The sequence below is a fragment of the Collinsella sp. HCP28S3_E9 genome, assembly GCF_052065455.1.
In the GTDB taxonomy this organism is placed as follows: domain Bacteria; phylum Actinomycetota; class Coriobacteriia; order Coriobacteriales; family Coriobacteriaceae; genus Collinsella.
Window position 1 is genome coordinate 88563 of record NZ_JBQHTZ010000006.1, and the last position, 20143, is coordinate 108705.

Below are 20143 nucleotides of genomic sequence, written 5' to 3' on the forward strand. Positions count from 1 at the left end.
CTACTCGTCCTTGGGCGAAGGGTGCTTGCAGACCACGCTCATGTAGATCATGCCCAGCACGGCCGCGGTAACAGAACCAGCAAGAATGGCGGCCTTGGCGGCCAGAACCTCGAACTGGGCCGTCGGGAAGGCGAGGCCGCTGATGAGGATCGACATGGTAAAGCCGATGCCACCCAAAATGCCCACGCCGGCGATCATATGCCAGTTAACGTTATGAGGCAGCTCGCAAGCCTTAAGCTTGACCAGGGCAAACGTCACGCCAAAGATACCGATCGGCTTACCCAGCAGCATGCCAAAGTACACGCCGAGGGTCACCGGGTCGGTAAGCAGCACGCTCATGTCCACGCCCACAAGGCGAACCTGCGCGTTGACAAACGCAAAGATCGGCAGGATCACAAAGTTGACCGGCGTGGAGATCAGGCGCTCCATGCGGATGAGCGGCGGGGTCACACGGTGCATGACACGCTCGACCTTGGTAGTCGAAAGGGTAAAGTCGTGCTGGCCCAGGATGTGCGCCTCGTCGTCGTAACGGTCGTCGAGCAACGGCAGGTACTCGCCAAGCCAATCGGTAAGGCTATCGAGCTTAACACCGCACTTGGCCGGGATGGTGAAGGCCAGGATGACACCGGCAAGCGTGGCGTGCACGCCGCTCTTAAACATGCAAAACCACAGCAGCAGACCAAGCACCGAGTACGGGGCAAGGCGATAATGCTGAGTCTTGTTGAGCCACACAAGTGCGCAGGTCACAACTGCAGCGGCACCCAGCCAAAACGGACTGGGGCTCTGGCCGTAGAAAATGGCGATGGCGGCGATGGAGATGAGGTCGTCGGCGATGGCGAGCGTCGAGAAGAACACGCGCACGCCGTTGGGCACGCGATTGCCCAAAAGCGACAGCACGCCCAGCGCAAAGGCAATATCGGTTGCCATGGGGATGGCCCAACCGTTGCGGGCGCCGGCATGGTTAAAGATCAGGTAGATGCAGGCGGGAACGACGACGCCGCCCACGGCTGCCAGCATGGGAAGCATGGCCTGACGCGGATTCTTGAGCTCGCCGACCGTCATCTCGTACTTAAGCTCAATGCCCACCAACAAAAAGAAGATCGCCATGAGAAAGTCGTTGACGAAAAGCTCGACGGTGAGGCCAGCCGTAAGGTTGCCCAGACCCACATACAGCGGGGTCTCCAAAAAGTGATGGATAGCCTCGTAGACATCGGTGTTGGCGCAGATAACGGCGGCGATGGCGGCGATGACCATGACGGCGGCGGAAATCGTGCCATTCTCGGCGATGCGCTCCCAGATGTCATGACGTTCAAAGCGCTTGCGCTCACGAACGTTGAACAGCTGCTCAGTTGCTGCCATGGGCGGCTCCTTTCACGGGAAAGCTCCCGTCTTAAAAAAGCACGGCCCGCCCAAGTGGCGGCACCGCGCTCCAACGTATTACGCTTGCATCTAGCCTACCCTGCACGACAAGCACGCAGGCGTGGCCGAAAAGCGGAACCACAGGTTGAACATTATTTGCCCAACGGTACGGGCGCCCCTGTCCAATAGAGGACGCGGTCCCGCGCACAAAAAACGACCGGAGCGCGGGGCGTCCGCGGTCCGGTCGTAGCAGGCTACAAAACCTAGCAGGCGGCCATGATGGGGGCAGCGACCTGCTTCTTACGGGAGAGGACGCCCGGCATCCAGACGCCGTCGTGCTCGTCGGCAATGCCCAGGCCCTTCTGAGCGGCCTCGGTCTCGCCCTCGAGCAGGACCTGCGAGCCCTCCTCCATGATGTCGGTGATGCACAGGACGATGCCGTCGGCACCCTTCTCGGCGGCGTAGGCGCGCATGGCCTCGCGGATCTCGTCGATCATGCCGAGCGCACGGCTCTTGTCGACGGTCTCGTACTGGCCGATGAGCAGCTTCTTGCCGGCGGGCTCGAACATCTTGATGTCGTTGCCGACCATCTCGGCTGCGGTGAAGGAGCCGGACGGACGGGTGAGGAAGACCTCCATGCCAAACTTGACCGGGTCGACGCCCACCTGCTCGCCGAGCTTGGCGGCGACGGCGCGGTCGACATCGGTGGTGGTGGGGCTCTTGAGCATGAGCGTGTCGGTCATCATGGCCGAGAGCAGCAGCTTGGCCTGAACGTCGGAAAGCTCAACGCCGAGCACGCCGGCGAGCTTAGTGACGATGGTGCAGCTGGAACCCCAGGGCAGGCAGATGTAGTGCAGCGGGCCGGCGCTCTCAAAGTCGCCGATGCGGTGATGGTCAACGACGCCAAAGACCGTGGCGTCCTTAAGGCCGGCGACGGACTGGGCGGACTCGTTGTGGTCGGTGAGAACGACAAGCTGGCCGGCCTCGACGGACTCAATCATGCGGGGCTCGGCAATGCCGGCGTCTGCGAGCAGCTTGGCGGACTCTGCCGGAAGCTGACCAAGAGCGCAGACCTCATAGGTGTTGCCGGCATACTCAACCTGATTGAGCAGCTGAGACAGAACGACGGCGCTCATGATGGCGTCGTTATCGGGGTTCTGGTGACCAAAGACAAGAACGTTTGCCATGGGTATCCTCCACTTGGTATGTGTAATTAGACGTAGCTATGGTAGCACGCTGGCAGCTGGCCTTTGGGGACGGAAGGGCCACGGCATATTTTGTGGCAGGTATGGGGGCCAAGGCTGTCCCTTTTGCACCATGTTGGTGCAAAGTAACCTGGCCCCCTTGCACCAGCTATTTACCGGCAGCGCGCAGGGCTACGTAGGCAGAACCGATGATGCCGGCGTCGTTTCCGAGCGAGGCAACCTTAATGGGCGTCTCGCGCGAGGCGGAGAGCGCGTAGCGCTGGAAGTACTCGCGAACCTTATCGAGGTAGACATCGGCCGAGGCGGAGGCGCCGCCGCCGATCAGGAACATCTCGGGATCGACCACGTTGGCAATAAGCGCCAGGGCACGGCCGAGATAGTCGGCCATGGTATCGGCCGCGGCCAGCGCGAGCTTATCACCCTCGCGGCAGGCTTGGAACACGTCCTTGGAATCGGAGGGGCCGGTGAGCTCGATGGGCTCGACGCCCGCCTTCTTGCACTCGGCAAGGTAGTTGCTCACCACGCCGGTGGCGCTGGAATACTGCTCCAGGTGGCCATGGCCGCCGCAGCCGCAAGTGCGCTCCTCAGCCGGATTCAGGCACATATGGCCAATCTCGCCGCCAGCGCCCACAACACCCGACACCACATCGCCGTTGACGATAACGCCGCCGCCCACGCCGGTACCGATGGTGACCATCACCACATTCTGCACGTCCTTGGCAGAACCGAGCCAAGCCTCGCCCATGGCAGCGGCGTTGGCATCGTTCTCGTACTTAACGACCGCATCGGGGCAGTGCTCCTGAATGGCGATCTTCAACTCGGGCAGGTTAATGGCAATGTTGGCCTTGACCTTGGCATCGCCCGCTGCCGGAATGGGGCACGGAACAGCAAGGCCAATGCCCGCCACAAAGGCGCGCGGAATCTGTGCCTTGGCGACCACCTGGTCGATAGCCTCGGTCACCGCGGCAAAGCCCGCAGCGTCAACGATGGGAGGCGTGGGCACGCTGACCTTCGCAAGCAGGTTGCCATCCCCGTCGAACAGGCCCTCCTTAACCGAAGTGCCGCCGACGTCGATGCCGATGTAGTACTGCTTAGGTTCCATAGGGGCCCGCCTTTCTCGTTTAAACATTGTCTGTATGGTACCGCTCCCAAGGCAAAAACCTACCAAAAAGGGACAGGTTTGTTTTGGTAGGTTTTATCTGGGGAAATGCAGAATACAGGATTCGTTTCGCTGGGTGCTAAATCGGTTCGGCCCCGTCCTCGGACCGATTAGATTTCTCAACACGACATTATTCGAATGTATATTTATTTAGAGCGCTTTTATTTTTAGCGCAAAGCGACTTTTAGTAATATATCTATCGAACTTTTCAATGACTCAATAGGGATACTTAGGTGTTGAGTATACTTTCTTTTATACTCAATCAAGTTGGAAAGGAGGTCCCATGATTCCCAAATACGAGGCGATAGCTGCAGATATTCGTCGAAGTATTGAGGATAACGCTCTTAAACCAGGCGACAAGCTTCCCACCGTCGTTGAGTTCTGCGAGCTCTATAGCGTTTCCAAAATCACCGTCAAACGAGCTATCGAGCAAATCACCGAGGAAGGTCTTGTTACCAGCCGTCGTGGATCGGGTACCTACGTTAAGGACACGGCGGGGCTTCCCGGCCAAGCGTTTTTCCAGGGCAAAAACGACCGTGCCCAGGGCTTTTCGTATGAGCACCGCGGGGAGAAGGTGACCTCGGTGGTCTATGATTTCTCGATTGTTAATCCACCAGCGGACATCGCAGCCCAGCTGGGAATTGCCGAGGATGACTTCGCCTATCACATCGTGCGCGTGCGTCAGGCCGATGAGAAGCCCATCGTTATCGAGTACACCTACATGCCCCTCGAGCTGATTCCGGGCCTTAAAAGGAAGGACCTGTACGGATCGGTCTACCGCTTTGTCCGCGAGCAATGTGGGCTGAAGATCTCGAGCTTCCACCGTACCATTCGCGCCGTGGCAGCAACCGAGGAAGAAGCCGAGCGCCTGGACACCAAACCTGGCTCTCCCCTGCTCGAGCTCAACCAGATTGGCTTTTTGGACAGCGGCGCGGCCTTTGAGTATTCGGTCTCGCGCAACGTTGGCGACCGCTTTGAGTTGCACAACGTAACGTTGGTATAGGTTTTTGTAGTCATGCGGGCGCTCGTTTTGAGCTGTTTGTGCAACGCCCGCGCAACACAATGGGGTATGAATATGTCCGATTTGATTAAACTGACGCCGATCTTCCACGAGAAGATCTGGGGTGGCCGTCAACTCGAAACCGTATTTGGTTACGACATTCCCGAGGGTCCCATCGGTGAGTGTTGGGCCATCTCGGCCCACCCCAACGGTGACTGCCAGATTGCGGAAGGCCCGTATGCAGGCCACACGCTGTCGTGGCTGTGGGCCGAGCACCGCGAGCTCTTTGGCAGGTGCGAGGGCAAGGAGTTCCCGCTGCTCATTAAGATTCTGGACGCCAAGGACGACCTTTCGATCCAGATTCATCCCAACGACGAGTACGCTGCCAAGCACGAGAACGGCAGCCTGGGCAAAACCGAGTGCTGGTATGTGCTGGACTGCGAGCCCGGCGCCACAATCATCGTCGGCCAGCGCGCGCATGACCGCGCCGAGGCCGCGCAGATGATCGAGGACGGCCGCTGGGACGACATGCTCAACGTACTGCCGATCCACAAGGGCGACTTTTTCCAGATTGATTCCGGTACCGTGCATGCCATCAAGACCGGCACGCTCATTTTGGAGACGCAGCAGTCAAGCGACGTGACGTATCGCCTGTACGACTACGACCGTCCCGGCACCGATGGCAAACTGCGTCCGCTGCACATTGAGCAGAGCCTCGATTGCATCGACTTTGATGCTCAGGCTCCGACCGACGGCACGGTGGCCGCGCCCGAGGTGAACGGCGTAACCGAGCTCGAGTCTTGCTCCTGCTACACTGTCGATCGCGTACGCGTCGACGGCAGCAAGACCTTGGAGCAGCGCTGGCCCTTCATGTGCCTGTCGGTCATCGACGGCGAAGGCACCGTCTGCGGCGACCCCGTCCACAAGGGAAGCCATCTGCTGGCACCCAGCACCGTCAGCTCCATTGACCTCGAAGGCCAGATGGAACTGATTATCAGCCACCTCTAGGTCGCGCCAACAACCGAAACGTAATAAGGGGCTCTCCCGACCATGTACGGAAGAGCCCCTACTCGTATCTATCTATCAGCCCACCCGGTTCTCCAGATCAAAAAGCGAACGAGCAGAGCGACGTTCGCAAGCTGCAGGCCAAAACGCCACAAGGAAGAGGGCGCGCCGGGGGCTTTGGTCGATCGCGAGTTCCGCACGAGCCGGAGAGCACTTAATGTGCTCTCCGTGCGAGCAGGACTGTCCGAGCAGGCGACCAAAGCCCCCGGCGCGCCCGGTCAACCTCGCAGTTAGGCATTCAGCTTGACGATCGGAGCGAAGCCCTTCATAAGCTTTTTGGTCTGGCCGGTCTTTTCGAATTGGACCTCGATCATGTCTCCAGCGACCGAGATCACGGTACCCGTGCCAAAAGTCTTATGACTCACGGTATCGCCCGCGGCAAAGTCCTGCGACGCGCTGGCGCGATCGACCTTGCGCTCCACTGTCGGGGACACCTTAGACGACGGCTTTTTGGCTCGCGGTGCGCCCGAGCCAAAGGTCGAGGCAACGCGACCGGCGTCGGGCGAGACCCCACGATGGCGCTCGGTCCCGTAGCTGCTGCCGCCAAAGAAATCGTCGAAGCTCGATCCGCCGCGCGAACCGGAACCGCCGGTCGAGCGCGTATGCGAACCAAACACCTTGCCGCCATACATATCCGAACCCGTGCCCGAGCCAAAGGTGCCGCGACGGTCGCCGCGCTTCTCCCAGCCCGTGCCCTCAAAACCGGCAGAACCGATACCGCTAAACTCGATATCCTCAAACGGAATCTCGTTGAGAAAGCGCGAACGCGGGTTGGCGGAGGTCGAACCGTAGGTGCGACGCGTGGCCGCATAGGTCAAGAACAGGCGTTTGCGGGCACGCGTGATGGCGACGTAGGCCAGGCGACGCTCCTCCTCGAGCTTGCCCGGATCATCGCTGCCACCAAAGTCGTGGACGTGCGGAAAGATACCCTCCTCCATGCCGGCCACGAACACCGCCGGAAACTCCAGGCCCTTGGCGGAGTGGATGGTCATCATGGTAATGGCATGCGTCTCGCCGGCCAGGGAATCCAAGTCGGAGCGCAAGGCCAGCCACTCCATGAGTGCCGGCAGCGCCTTACAGGTGAGCGGACCGTAGGTACGCTCGATCTCGCCGGCATGCACGGCACCCGCCGACAGCTCCGTCGGCGCGGCATACGCGTTGCCTGCGATGGCGGCGGCCAGGGCATCCTGCGGAGACAGCGCCGGAGCGGCCAAGCCATCGAGCGGATTGGAGCCCGCGGCGTCACGGGCGCCGACGAGTGCCTCAAACGAGGATGCCGGGGCAGATGGCCCCGGTTCGGGCGCAGACACGCTCACCACGACGGGCTCGGGCTCGGCGCCGGCAGGCACGTCGGCAACACCGGCTGCGCGCAGCTCTTCTAGGCTCTCGAGCGTACCCTCGATATCCTCGTGCGTCTCCTCAAATTCCGCCGCAACGCCCAGAAATTCCTGGATGTTCTCGGCGCGGCTCTCAGATTCCATGGTGCCCTCGGCGCGAAACGCCTGCAGAAGGCCCGTCTTATCGACGATCATCTCGACAACGTCCTTGAGCTCGCCGTCCATGCGGCGGCCCTCGCGCACCAGTGAGACAAAGCTCGACAGGCCGTTGCGCACCTTGGCGCTAAACATGCCGGTTTCGGCGCACGCGATCTCGCAAGCCTGGAAGAACGAGCAACGGTTGTCGCGTGCCAGCTGCTCGATCTTTTGGATTGAGGTGGAGCCAATGCCGCGGCGCGGTGTGTTGATGACGCGCTTGACGCTCATCTCGTCGGCCGGGTTCACGATCATCTTGAGGTAGGCCATGACGTCGCGAATCTCGGCACGGTCGAAGAATCGAGTGCCGCCCACGATCTTGTAGGGCACGCCCGCGCGCAGAAACATATCTTCGAGAATACGCGACTGGGCGTTGGTGCGATAAAACACGGCGATATCGTCGTAGCTCGTGCCTTTGGCATGCAGTTTCTCGATCTCACCGGCAATCCAGCGGCCCTCGTCGCGCTCGTCGCTCGCCTGGAAGGCCTGAATCTTCTCGCCATCGCCCTCAGCCGTAAACAGGCGCTTGTCCTTGCGCTGCGAGTTGTGGCGCACCACGGCGTTGGCGGCGTTTAGGATATGGCCCGTAGAGCGGTAGTTCTGCTCGAGCTTAACGGTCTTGCAGTTTTTAAAGTCCTGCTCAAAGTCCAAGATGTTGGTGATGTCGGCGCCACGCCAGCTGTAAATGGACTGGTCATCGTCGCCCACAACCATGAGGTTTTGGTACTTGGCGGCCAGAAGGTTGGCGATTTCGTACTGGACGTGGTTGGTGTCCTGATACTCGTCGACGCTAATGTAGCGGAAGCGCTCCTGGTACTTGTCGAGCACCTCGGGGCGGGTGCGCAGCAGTTCGAGTGTGCGCACGAGCAAATCGTCGAAGTCCATCGCGTTGGCGGCGCGCAGGCGGCGCTCCAGCTCCAGGTAGACCTGCGCGGCCTTTTTGTCGTTGGGGCTATCGGCGGATTTGAGCATGTCCTCGGGGCCGATCATGGCGTTTTTGGCCGAACTGATCTTGCTGCGAATCATGTTGATGGGGAACTGCTTTTGCTCGATGCCGAGCGCCTGCATAATGTCACGCACCATGCGCTTTGAGTCATCGTCATCGTAGATGGTGAACTGACCGGTGTAACCCAGCAGGTCGGCGTCCTCGCGCAGCATGCGCACGCACATGGCGTGGAAGGTGCACACCCACATGCCGCGGGTACCGCTGGGAATGAGCGCCGTCAGACGCTCGCGCATCTCGGCCGCGGCTTTGTTGGTAAACGTGATGGCAAGAACCTGCCAAGGCTTAACACCCAGGTCGCCGAGCATATGCGCGATGCGGAAGGTCAGGACGCGAGTCTTGCCCGAGCCTGCGCCGGCGAGGACCAGCAACGGGCCCTCGGTGGTCAGGACGGCCTCGCGCTGGGCGGGATTAAGGCTGTCGATGTCGACGAGCGGCTTGACGGGCTTGGGTGCCGGCGCGGGAGCGTCGTAGATGTCGAGCGGAACGAGCTCGGGCTCCGGCGCAGCGGGGGCGATGTATGCATCGAGCGGCACGGGTTCCGGCGCGGGCGGCACGGGTACCGCGGCGTTCTTTTCCCAGGGCAAGGGCTGGGTCATGGGCGACTCCTCATCTGACGGACGGCGCGCCTGCGGGCGGCGCCATAGTTTGAGCCGTACCAGTATACCGAGCCGCGCGGACACCGACGCAAATCACACCACGACTCCGTGCGCCGCGCTCTGGCCGCCGCGCAGCGTCAACCAAGTTACAGGCCGAGCATAGGCTCCAGAACAAAGAAGTACGCGAGCACCACGATGCCCAGAATAATGCGGTAGACGCCAAAGCACTTAAAGTCGTGACGGCGAACGAAGCCCATGAGCCACTTGATGGCAATAAGCGAAACCACAAAGGCCACGACGCAGCCCACGCCCAGAATGGCAATCTCGTTGGTGCCAAACGTACCGCCCTTAACGAAGTACTTGACCAGCTTGAGCGCGCTCGCGCCAAACATAACGGGAATGGCCAGGAAAAACGTGAACTTGGACGCCACCGAGCGCGTGCAGCCCAGCAGCAGGCCGCCGATAATGGTAGAGCCGGAGCGTGATGTGCCCGGAATCAGCGAAAGCACCTGGAAGCAACCGATACCCAATGCGGTCTTCCAGCTCAGGTCCTCGAGCGTGGCGATGGATCCAAAGTCCAAATCCTCGTCATTGTCATTGTCTTCGGTAATATCCGCCGCAGGAGCCGCGAAGTGTGCACCGGCGGGACGCCCGCCCGCCACCACAGCACACGAACCAAACGAATCGGCAAGAGCGGCGTTCTCGCGCTTACTCGCACGCCAGTTCTCAATCACGATAAACAACACGCCGTACACGATGAGCGCCAGCGCCACGACGGGGGCGTTATAGAAATGCTCCTCCATCCAGTCGTTGAGCGGCAGACCGATCGCCGCGGCGGGAATACAGCCAAGCACAATCTTGCCCCACAGCACCCAGGTGTCGCGACGACCCTCCTTGCCCTTGCTGGGCGAGAACGGATTTAAGTCGTAGAAGAACAGAACGCAAACGGCCAAAATGGCGCCAAGCTGAATCACGACCAGGAACATATTCCAGAATGTCTCGCTCACATTCATCTTGACGAACTCGTCCACCAAGATCATGTGGCCCGTCGACGAAACGGGCAGCCATTCGGTGATGCCCTCGACCAGGCCCATGAAGGCAGATTTTAGAAGCTCGATGATATCCAAAGGGACCCCCTCGTTTTTCACCCGCCGATAGTTGTTCTGCGGACGGTTGCGGGCGATGTCCCATTATCAACCGTTCGGCCGCGGCCGCGCCCACCCTTACCAAAAATCTCGCCCGTTCACAGAATTGCGAGCGGTCAAACCGAAATCCTTGGGTATAACTGCAACAAGCTAAAGTGTCCGGCGGCCAACACGTCGTCCGATGCACGAGCCCCGCGCCCGTGCGATAGACCAAGGAGGAAACCATGAACGAGGGCTATACCAAGGTATTTGTTTCACTCGACGGTACTGAGCAGCAGGATTTTGTGCTCACACGCGCTATCAAGGTCGCCGCAAACAATGGCGCCAAGCTGATCATCGGTCACGTCATCGATTCCACGGCGCTCGAGAGCGCCGGTTCCTATCCGGTCGATCTGGTCAACGGCCTGGAGGAGGCCTTTAAGAACTCCATCGCCAAGCAGCTCGAAGAGGCCAAGGCTAATCCCAACATTCCCGAGGTCGAAGTCATGATTCGCGCCGGCCGTATTCGCGAGACGCTCAAGGACGAGATGCTCGACGTGGTCAAGCCCGATCTGGTGCTCTGCGGCGCTCGTGGCCTTTCCTCGATCAAGTATGCGCTCCTGGGTTCGATTTCGACATTCCTGCTGCGCAACACCGACTGCGACATTCTGGTCGTGAAGTAGGTTCCTTCCCGCCGGCGCAAGGCCTGCGGGGTTATCACGCCGACGTCCTCGCCGCTTCGCGGCTGCGGGATGTCGGCTTAGATAACCCCTCCCGGCCTTGCGCCTTCGTCACCGTACTTCAGCGAGTTAGCTGAATAGAGAGATGGCGTGCCGCCCTGGTTGGGCGGCACATTTTTTTGGGTGATTTTTTTAGAGCCTCATAGCCATGTTCACGCTCGGGAACATAGCCATCCGCACCACAAGACGGCCCGACTACTCGAAGTATTGAAACTTGTTGGTCGAGAAAGCGAATGTTACGACAAAGCCTTCGCCGGAGTCGGATGCCGCGGTGACGTCGATGCCCATCTTGGAACACAGGCGCGCCACCAGGTAGAGGCCGATGCCCGTTGCGCGTTTGGTGGTGCGGCCGTTATCGCCGGTAAAGCCCTTCTCGAACACGCGCGGCAGGTCAGCCGCGCTCACGCCGCAGCCGTTGTCCGCGACGGTAAGCTCGATGCGCTCGTTTGCCAGGCCCTCGTCCAGCAACGCACCCGAAAACACAATCTTCGCGCCGTCCTCACGCGCATATTTAATGCTGTTCTGAATGAGCTGGCCCAGAATAAACTCGAGCCATTTCTCGTCGGTGAACACCTCAAAGTCGAGGTTCTCGCACACCGGAGCCACGTGCGCCGCAATGAGCTCGCGCGCATTGGCTTTAATCGCGCCCGTCACCAAGCTCTTGAGACCCCAGCGGCGAATCAGGTAGTCGCGCTCTACGACTTCCGAGCGCGCATAGTACAGCGCCTGATCGATATAGCGCTCCACGCGAGCCAGCTCGCGACCCAGTTCATCCACGCGCGACAGGTCGTCTTCGCTGCCGTCCAGGTTTTCCAAAATCAGATGAGCCGCCGCCAGGGGCAGCTTGGCCTCGTGGACCCAGTTCTCGATATAGTCGCGGTAGTCATCGGTCTGGCGCCGGCCTTCCGCCACCTCGTCGCAAGCGGCTTTGCCCACCCGGCGCAAGACCTCATATTCGAGCTCGCCCTCGGCATAGGTCGGGCATTGCACCATCTCCTGCACCCATGCGGGGCTCCCCAGCTCCTCTGCCGCGCGCTCCAGCTGGCACAGAAAACGACGACGGCGCACGTACTCGATCACGATGCCCAGCATGCCAAAGATAAAGGACACACCGACCGCCACGACCACGATGGATGCCGGGGCGCCGGCGACCGTCAGTACAAAACAGCTCAGCAGCACGCCGCAGGTCCACACGGCAACGGAAAGCAGTGCATCTTTAAAGAACTTGGCAAACGACATAACCGGCTCCTAGACCGAATAGCCTTGGCCGCGATGCGTCGTCAAATACCCCTTGATGCCGATTTTTTCGAGCGTGGTGCGCAGGCGGTTGATATTGACGGTGAGCGTATTGTCGTCCACGAAGGCGTCGGAGTCCCACAGGTCCTGCATGATAGCCGAGCGCGAGACAATCTTGCCCGCGCGGCCCAAGAGCAGCGAGAGGATACGCAGCTCGTTTTTGGTGAGCTCGGTACTGTCGCCGGTTGCCGTATTGGTGACCATGGAGCGGGCGAGGTCGAGCTCCAGCCCCTTGTGGACGAGCGTGCTGCGATCGCCCGCCGCCGCGGTGCGGCGCAGCAACGCATTGATGTGCGCCACGAGCACACGGGCGCTGTAAGGCTTGGGAACAAAGTCGTCCGCGCCAAGCGTCATGGCCATGACCTCGTCGATCTCGGTCGTGCGCGACGTGAGGACGATGATAGGAACCTCGGATTCGTGGCGAACCTCGTGGCAGATATGTTGGCCGTCCTTGACGGGAAGCGTGAGGTCAAGCAACACCAGGTCGGGCGCGGCGGCAAGGATATCGCGCGAGACATGCTCAAACGATTCGCAGGCCTCGATTTCAAACCCGGCGCGGGCAAGGATGTCGACAAGCTCACGACGAATGCGCTCGTCGTCCTCAACGACATAGATCAGCGCCATGGATTCCGCTCCCCTCTTGGTTGTCTTGCCCCATTATGACCGCGGAGCCGCAGGTGCGTGCCTCGCGAGGCACCAAGGTGACAGAACTGTTCGCGAACGAAAGCGTTTGGCTCGCCCCTCGCTCGCAACGGGAGCGAGGATCAAATGATTATTAAATCCCCGTCCCAGGAAAATCATTTAGCGGCAGGCACGGAGCTTTTCGTAGCCTTCGGCAAAGAAGGCAACCGTAGCGGCGTCGGACTCGACGGCGTCCGTCTCGGCGGCAGGAACCACGCCGTGCTCGTCACTCACCAGGAACAGCGCGCCCTTGAGCTGCGCGGGAATGTCCACGCGCGTGACCGGGATGCCCTTGGTCTGGGCCAGCTGCTCGATAAGCGTCGCCGTGCCACACAGGCACTCGTCCGCCGGTGCCACAAAGACCAGCTCGCCGTTGTTGACGGCGGCGAGCAGCTCGGGCGCCACGCCGGTTTCGTCGGCCTCGGAGCGGGCCTCGGCGGAGCGGGCACGCAGCGCCTTGGCCGAAGTATCGGCCAGCGGCTCGTACTCCCCCACCGTCATGGCGGCATTGCCGTTAACGTCGATCACCAGCATGAGCACGCCGTCGCGCGCGGTGTAATCGCCCTCGGCAAGCGACCACTCAACGTGCTGCTTGGCCCAGCTGAGCATGTTATGGGTGAGCGGCTCGCCCTGCACCAGGCGCTCGGACAGCGCACGAATGTGACGGTTGAGCATGGGCACCTTTTTGTTGGACATACGCCAACGGCAGACAAGCGCGGGCTTGTCGAGCGTAAACTTCTCGACCGCCTCCTGATTGGCGCAAAAGTCCTCGTACGCACGCTGGTCCTCGGCATTGCCAAACAGCTCGGCATCATCCACAACGGCCATATCCAACCTTTCTCAAAAACATACACCGCACCGTTATACCCAAAAAAGCCGCCTGCACCAACCGGCACGGGCGGCAATAGATAGCTTTAGTTCGGGGCGAGCCAATACCGCTGGTGGAGCATAAGCCAGCGAGCCGGACCCAAGTGCCTCAGGTCGCCGCGAAAGAGGAGCGACGCGTACTTCTGTACGCGAGCGACGGTTTGAGCGGCGAGATGAGGTGCTTGGGGCCGGCGCAGCGTCGAGCAGTTACGCGGTTTGGTAAAACCGCGTAACGATCATTAATGGCGGAAGTGGCGAGCGCCCGTGAAGACCATTGCGATGCCATGCTCGTTGCAGGCCTGGATGCTCTCGTCGTCGCGCTTGGAGCCGCCGGGCTGGATGATGCAGGTCACGCCGTGCTCAGCAAGCACGTCGACGTTGTCGCGGAACGGGAAGAACGCGTCGCTTGCGCAGGCAAAGCCGCCCTTCTCCACGCCCTCGCGCTCGCAGAAGTCCTCGGCGCGCTCGCAGGCAAGCAGTGCGGAGTCAACGCGGTTGGGCTGGCCCGGGCCCATGCCAATGCCGGCCTTACCCTTGGAGACCAGGATGGCGTTGGACTTGACGCCCTTGCAGACCTTCCAGGCAAACTCAAGCTCGGCCATCTCGGCATCGGTGGGCTTGCGGTCGGTGGGGAACGTAAAGGTCGCGGGATCCTCGATCACGTGGTCGACCTCCTGCACCAGCATGCCGCCGTCGATGGAGCGCAGCTCCACCTTGGCGCCGTGGTCCACGCCGCCGGTAGCCAGCACGCGCAGGTTGGGGCGCTTGGCCATGCGCTCGAGCGCCTCGGCGGTGTAGCTCGGGGCGATGATGACCTCGACGAACTGCTTGTTCTGATCGGCAAAGTGCTCAACCAGCTCAAAGGGAACCTCGCGGTTGCAGGCGATGATGCCGCCGAAAGCGCTCTTGGGATCGCAGGCAAAGGCGCGGTCGTAGGCAGCCGTGATGTCCTCGGCAACGGCGGAGCCGCAGGGGTTCTGATGCTTGAGGATCACGCAGGCAGGCTCGTCGAACTCGCGAACCAGGTTCCAAGCGGCATCGGCGTCCAAATAGTTGTTGTAGCTGAGCGGCTTGCCCTGAATCTGCTCGGAGCCCACGAGCGGGAACTGCGAGCTCGCGGAGTTCTCGCAGCCATCGGCAAAGCGGTAGACCGTAGCCTTCTGCTGAGGATTCTCGCCATAGCGCAGGTCGTCGACCTTCTCCAGCGAGACCTCGAGTTTGGCAGAGGTGTCCGCCACGTCGCTTGCCTGGGCAGCAAGCCAACGGGAGATAGCCGTGTCGTAGGCGGCGGTGGTCTGGTAGACCTTCACCTGCAGGCGACGACGGGTGGAAAGCGTGGTGCAGCCACCGGTCTCGCGCATCTCGGCCAGGACGGCATCATAGTCGGCCGGGTCGGAGATGACGGTAACGCTCGCGGCGTTCTTGGCGGCAGAGCGAAGCATGGAGGGGCCACCGATATCGATGTGCTCGATGGCATCCGCGAAGGTGACCTCGGGGTTGGCGACGGTCTTCTCGAACTCGTACAGGTTGACGACGACCAGGTCGATCAGCTTAATGCCGTGCTGAGCTGCCTCCTGCATGTGCTGCTCGGAATCGCGGCGAGCCAGCAGCGCGCCGTGAACCTTGGGGTGCAGCGTCTTGACGCGGCCGTCCATCATCTCGGGATAGCCCGTGAACTCCTCGATGGGGGTTACGGGAACGCCCGCGTCCTCGATGGCACGAGCCGTGCCGCCCGTAGAGATGATCTCGACGCCAAAGTCGTCAACCAGCGTCCGTGCGAAATCGACGACGCCCGTCTTATCGGTAACCGAGATCAACGCGCGTGCGATCTTCACATCAGATCCCATGCAGTCCTCCTGTCTGGTACGCCGCCGTGCTCTGTGAGTCGGTGATACGTCGATCTGCAGCGCTCGCGCAGCGGCATTGAAAATACTGATTCAATGTAGCGCATCGAGCGCATCGATGCACCCCGTAACGGGCGCATGTGCAGAAAAAGCTTGCGAGCGGGGGTTGCAGGAGCGGCACTAGGCACGGTGAGTTGATGGAACACAGGGGCACCATAATTAGATGCCAATGGCATGGTAGAACTGTGCTCGATATGCATCCGCAATAGAAAGAGGCACCATGGTCTCGCGGGTTCTCTACCGACCGTTTGATACCGAAGACTTCGACGCCATCGCACTGATCTTGCAGCAGCTTTGGCATAACAATTCGGATAACGAAGAGTACAACCGCCTTGAGGCCGCGTGCGACCTCGCCTATTGCCTTTCTTCCTCGACGTTTTCGCAGGTCGCCGTAATCGACGGCCAGGCGCGCGGCATTGCACTCGCACGTGCGGGGCAAAGCAGCGGCGCCACCGTTAAGGAGCATTGGATGGATACCGAACGCGCATTGCTGTCGCAGATGCGTGAGCTGGAGCCCGATGCCTGTGCCGAGTATCTCTCGTTTGTGCGCGCCACCATTCGGACCAACAACCGCCTGCTCGAGAGCAGCCCGCTGCCGCATGACAACGAGGTCACGTTGCTTGCCGTTGATCGCGATGTCCACGGCCTGGGCGTTGGCTCGGTTCTGCTCGATGCCGCGGTCTCGCACCTGTCCTCGCGCGGAGCGTCGAGAGCGCACCTGTATACCGACTCCAACTGCTCGTGGAAGTTCTACGAGCTGCACGGCTTTAAGCGCACGGCCACGCACCGCGCCAACCGCGAAGAGCGCCGCCACGACATGCCGCGCGAAAGCTTCCTCTACGAACTCGACCTAACAGCTTAAACCTGGCAGTTAGGGACATCCCCTTTGTGCTGGCACCCCGGGACACTCCTTGGCAGCAACCACACCTAGTCGTTGGGGACGTTCTTAAATGACTAGTCGCCGGGGACAGTCTTGAACAAAAGAGTCACCGAAACCCTCGCTGGCATCACCCTATAGAGGATTCTGCAAATAGCGGTGGGCAAAAGTAAAAGATCGGCGCATTTTGGCGCATAAAAAGGGGATGGGCTTTCCCCGACGGCTGCCGAGAAAAGCCCATCCCATAATTTAGGACCGCTAGAACGTTCCGCCGCCGCCTCCGCCGACGCCGCCGCCCCCGCCGCCCGAGAAGCCACCACCGCCGCCGCCGCTCGAGCTATCGGAACTCGAAGCCAGCTCACGGATGCTCTCGTGATACACGCCATCGAACGAATCGAGCGGAGACTGGTTTCCGTAGTGATGGTAGTACCACCAGTAGCAGGGGTAATTGTCGTAGAAGCCGTCGGCCTCGCGCACCTCGGGCGGCACGGCCTCGGCAAGCTGACGCAGAACTTCCTTGGAAACGCCCAGCGCCGCACCCATCACCAGAAGTTTATTCCACAGCACCAGATCGCCGGGGACGGCTTCCTTTAGACGCGTGAAGTCCTCGAGCCAATGCTTGAGCGCCTTGCAGCGAGCCGCCACCTCGGCGCCCTCCGGCGTAAGGCGGCGGAACGTAAGGCCCACGCCAATACCCACCAGCACAATCGGCACCGAGATAACCGCGGCGACAATGTTCACCTGTGCGCCGTCGGTAAAGAAGATGGATCCCACGGGAACAAAGGCGATCAGAGTACCAAGAACCAGGCAAAACACCATTGCGACAATGCCGTCCGAGGCAACGTACTCGCTATCGGCCAGTTTGCCCTTAACGGTGCTCTGATAGTCCTTGAGCTTGTCGCCCACGGGCGTAGCGTGCTGCTTAACATAGTGTTGCAGCTCGTCAAACGTGCGCGAGCGATCGCCGTTCTCGTCGGGCTTAGCACCGGCAAAGAAGACCTTGAGCACCATGCGGTCAATGCCCTTGGCCGACTTCCAGCCCGCATCGCTCACCGTCACACGATACGTCTGCTCCTCTTTTTCGCGACGGAGCAGGCCCTTCTTGCCCTTGGTCGCGATTGCCTCCTCTAACTTAATCACGCGATCGTCGGTGAGCTTCATGAGCGTGGCGATATATGCCTGATCGGGCACCTCGTTCCAGCTCATGAGGGCCGAAAGCACGGCGGGATGGTCGGCCGAGGGCACGTCGCGGAAATATTCGTCCTGGAACAGCGGTTTGGGCTTGCGCTTGCGCAACTTGAGCACGACGATTGTGCCGGTAAAGGCCACCGCCGCGACAACGCTAACCACGGCAAGTGCATTGGCGATCATGCGGGCGTGAGCGCGGCGGGCGTTGGCCTCCTCGGCCCACGCCTTCTCCTCGCTCAGAATTGTCGACATGCGTTCCTTGCCCGAGGCGGCGAGCTGTGGCACCCAATCGCTGGGGAAGGCGATGCGCGCCTCGGCGAATTCACCCTGATGCACGCAGGGTATGGTATAGGTGACCATGGGCTCGTCCGCGTCGAGCGACACGTCGCCCGTGAGCGGACCGTGGCCCCATGCACGGAAGTTATCGCCCTTGACGGCCGCCGTTCCGGCAGCGGCATTTGCGAAGTAAACTTCCATCTCGACGTCATCGGAGTCCGCAGACCAGCCGTCGCCCACAAACTTCCAGTAAAGCTCGGCGGTATCGGACCAGTTCATAACCGCACCGGTCATGGTGTAGCTCACGTAATAGATCGCGCTGTCGCCACTCTCGTGGGGGCTGAACACCTTGATCTTTACGCCGCCGTCGGACTGCTCAACCGTATAGACGCCGTTGTCGCCTTTGTTTGCATAGTCAACCCTGCTAAACGCGGCATCATCTTCCTCGACGCTCAGCACGTCGACACCCGCCGTACCACCCTGCTGGTTGGTGCCCGTATTGATATCCCAATACACGCCGTTGATGTCGTCGTCGAAATCAAACTGGCGTCCCTCGACAACGGTCAGCGATCCATCGGCCTCAACCGTGGCACCGATATAGGTTTGGGTCATGGAATACCCGTCGGCACGTGCAACGGCGGGCAACAGCAGCAGCACGCACGCGACGAGTGCGCAAATGGAAGCAAATCGCGCAAGCAGGCAGCGCTGCCGACAAGCATTGGCAACGGGGGCGTTCATAGGCACATCCTTTGTCTGTAAAACCAACAGCGCCATTGTCCCACGTTTGCGGGTACACATGACGAACATCTAGGCGACCGGAGCGCCAAACGGGATGAAAGTCATGCCTGCCGCCAGCAGCTAATCATTGGGGACGTTCTTAAATGACTAGTCATGAGGGACGCCCTTGGCATGGCCCGCGCCAGCAATAGATACCACTTCACAGCTCCGTCACAGGTGTAGCAGCTTTGTGTGGGCGCGGCACGCGCTGATTGAGCCGCCAGCCGAGGGGCATAAAACAGTTGAGCGAAACCGGTTTGCCCCTTTGCCGTTCGCTCGAGGATCATGTCCCCCTTTTCCGCGGAAACCCCGGCAGTTGCGAAGAGCTGCCGGGGTTTCTGTTGTCTAAGGTACTGAGTTGATCGACAGGAATCAAAGCACCGAGCCTGCGGCCCACCATACGCAATGCGGGGCCTCGACAACTTGCGGACCACAGTGACGCCTCCCCATCGCGCCCCGCGCTATACTCGTCCGCATGGATATCAACGCACGCAACATAGCAACGCCCGCCGCGAACGCGCCAACGATGCAGCCCGCCTCCGTTCCCGTACCTGTCGTAGGCCGTTTTGCCCCGTCGCCCTCGGGCCGCATGCACCTGGGCAACGTGTTCAGCTGCCTGTGCTCGTGGCTTTCGGCCCGCAGCCAAGGCGGCAGCATCGTGTTACGCATAGAGGATCTGGACGATCGCTGCAAGCGCCCGGAACTTGCCGCTCAATTGATTGACGACCTGGCCTGGCTAGGGCTTGAGTGGGACGAAGGCCCCTACTACCAGCACGATCGTCTGGACCTGTACGAAAGCGCCTTGCGCCGGCTGAATGACGCCGACCTCACCTATCCCTGCTTTTGTACGCGTGCCGAGCTCCACGCCGCGAGCGCGCCGCATGCCAGCGACGGCACGCCCATCTACCGCGGCGCCTGCCGAGGCCTTTCTGCCGAGGAGGTTGCCCGCCGCAGTGCCCTGCGCGCTCCCGCCACGCGCCTGCGCGTGCCCGCCGTCGACGACCTCGCCGGCGACGTGATCGAATTCGTTGACCGCACGTACGGAGCCCAATGCGAGGCACTCGCCACCGAGTGCGGCGACTTTTTGGTGCGCCGCAGCGACGGCGTTTTTGCCTACCAGCTAGCCGTGGTGGTCGACGACGCTGCCATGGGCGTCACCGAGGTCGTGCGCGGATGCGATCTGCTGGGCTCTACGCCCCGCCAAATCTATCTGCAGCATCTGCTGGGACTTCCCACGCCGCACTACGCGCACATTCCGCTGCTCGTGTCGCCAGACGGCCGCCGCCTTTCCAAGCGCGACCGCGATCTGGACCTGGGCGAGCTACGCGCACGCTTTGGCACGCCCGAGGCACTGCTGGGATGGCTCGCCGGGCAAACGGGCATCGCGCCGGACACCACGCCGCGCTCTGCCGAGCAGCTGGTCGAGCACTTTAGCTGGAATGTCATCCGCGCGCACCGCAAGAACATCGCTGTAACGGACGAGTAGCCAAA

The 20143-nt window shown here is 61.0% G+C and carries 15 protein-coding genes; 5 read left to right on the plus strand and 10 right to left on the minus strand.

Annotation, left to right across the window (positions count from 1 at the left end):
* The 3 genes from nhaA to ACTNA2_RS04425 form a co-directional block, all read right to left on the minus strand.
* A complete protein-coding gene (gene nhaA / locus ACTNA2_RS04415) occupies window positions 1–1359 on the minus strand; it encodes a Na+/H+ antiporter NhaA (protein ID WP_154515038.1) in 1359 nt (452 codons plus the stop codon).
* Window positions 1360–1622: 263 nt separating this feature from the next.
* Window positions 1623–2546, minus strand: coding sequence for a manganese-dependent inorganic pyrophosphatase (locus ACTNA2_RS04420; protein WP_441016085.1), 924 nt, complete (start codon window positions 2544–2546; stop codon window positions 1623–1625).
* A 166-nt stretch (window positions 2547–2712) separates the two neighbouring features.
* Window positions 2713–3666, minus strand: a complete 954-nt coding sequence (locus ACTNA2_RS04425; protein ID WP_427728539.1) for an ROK family protein — start codon at window positions 3664–3666, stop codon at window positions 2713–2715.
* A gap of 340 nt (window positions 3667–4006) precedes the next feature.
* Between ACTNA2_RS04425 and ACTNA2_RS04430 the strand changes: the two genes are divergently transcribed.
* Window positions 4007–4726 carry a GntR family transcriptional regulator gene (locus ACTNA2_RS04430; RefSeq protein ID WP_441048707.1) on the plus strand — a complete coding sequence of 240 codons (720 nt, stop codon included), beginning with the start codon at window positions 4007–4009 and terminating at the stop codon, window positions 4724–4726.
* A 72-nt stretch (window positions 4727–4798) separates the two neighbouring features.
* On the plus strand, window positions 4799–5731 hold the full coding sequence (locus tag ACTNA2_RS04435; protein WP_441048708.1) for a type I phosphomannose isomerase catalytic subunit: 933 nt from the start codon (window positions 4799–4801) through the stop codon (window positions 5729–5731).
* A gap of 287 nt (window positions 5732–6018) precedes the next feature.
* Here the strand turns inward: ACTNA2_RS04435 and ACTNA2_RS04440 are convergent, their stop codons facing one another.
* Together ACTNA2_RS04440 and ACTNA2_RS04445 are read right to left on the minus strand one after the other, a co-directional pair.
* Window positions 6019–8922, minus strand: coding sequence for an ATP-dependent helicase (locus tag ACTNA2_RS04440; RefSeq protein ID WP_441048709.1), 2904 nt, complete (start codon window positions 8920–8922; stop codon window positions 6019–6021).
* 146 nt (window positions 8923–9068) lie between these two features.
* Window positions 9069–10049: an undecaprenyl-diphosphate phosphatase gene (locus tag ACTNA2_RS04445; RefSeq protein WP_441048710.1), complete on the minus strand. Its 981-nt coding sequence runs from the start codon at window positions 10047–10049 to the stop codon at window positions 9069–9071.
* Window positions 10050–10291: 242 nt separating this feature from the next.
* Between ACTNA2_RS04445 and ACTNA2_RS04450 the strand changes: the two genes are divergently transcribed.
* Window positions 10292–10729 carry a universal stress protein gene (locus tag ACTNA2_RS04450; protein WP_154515052.1) on the plus strand — a complete coding sequence of 146 codons (438 nt, stop codon included), beginning with the start codon at window positions 10292–10294 and terminating at the stop codon, window positions 10727–10729.
* Between the two features lie 252 nt (window positions 10730–10981).
* Here the strand turns inward: ACTNA2_RS04450 and ACTNA2_RS04455 are convergent, their stop codons facing one another.
* The 4 genes from ACTNA2_RS04455 to purH all read right to left on the minus strand — a co-directional run bounded on the left by ACTNA2_RS04455 (window position 10982) and on the right by purH (window position 15477).
* The gene (locus ACTNA2_RS04455) at window positions 10982–12025 is read right to left on the minus strand and encodes an ATP-binding protein (protein ID WP_441048711.1); all 1044 of its coding nucleotides are present in this window, start codon (window positions 12023–12025) and stop codon (window positions 10982–10984) included.
* A 9-nt stretch (window positions 12026–12034) separates the two neighbouring features.
* Complete coding sequence (locus ACTNA2_RS04460) at window positions 12035–12706, minus strand: response regulator transcription factor (RefSeq protein WP_154515056.1); 672 nt, start codon at window positions 12704–12706, stop codon at window positions 12035–12037.
* Between the two features lie 177 nt (window positions 12707–12883).
* Window positions 12884–13591, minus strand: a complete 708-nt coding sequence (locus ACTNA2_RS04465; RefSeq protein WP_441048712.1) for a hypothetical protein — start codon at window positions 13589–13591, stop codon at window positions 12884–12886.
* Window positions 13592–13869: 278 nt separating this feature from the next.
* Window positions 13870–15477, minus strand: a complete 1608-nt coding sequence (purH, locus tag ACTNA2_RS04470) for a bifunctional phosphoribosylaminoimidazolecarboxamide formyltransferase/IMP cyclohydrolase (RefSeq protein ID WP_427794233.1) — start codon at window positions 15475–15477, stop codon at window positions 13870–13872.
* A 277-nt stretch (window positions 15478–15754) separates the two neighbouring features.
* On the opposite strand from purH, the gene ACTNA2_RS04475 reads away from it, so the two are divergent.
* Entirely contained in the window at window positions 15755–16396 is a 642-nt protein-coding gene (locus ACTNA2_RS04475; RefSeq protein WP_427728515.1) for a GNAT family N-acetyltransferase, read from the plus strand.
* Between the two features lie 273 nt (window positions 16397–16669).
* Here the strand turns inward: ACTNA2_RS04475 and ACTNA2_RS04480 are convergent, their stop codons facing one another.
* Window positions 16670–18613, minus strand: coding sequence for a DUF2207 family protein (locus ACTNA2_RS04480; RefSeq protein ID WP_441048713.1), 1944 nt, complete (start codon window positions 18611–18613; stop codon window positions 16670–16672).
* 565 nt (window positions 18614–19178) lie between these two features.
* On the opposite strand from ACTNA2_RS04480, the gene gluQRS reads away from it, so the two are divergent.
* Entirely contained in the window at window positions 19179–20138 is a 960-nt protein-coding gene (gene gluQRS / locus ACTNA2_RS04485; protein WP_441048714.1) for a tRNA glutamyl-Q(34) synthetase GluQRS, read from the plus strand.
* Window positions 20139–20143 lie beyond the last annotated feature (5 nt).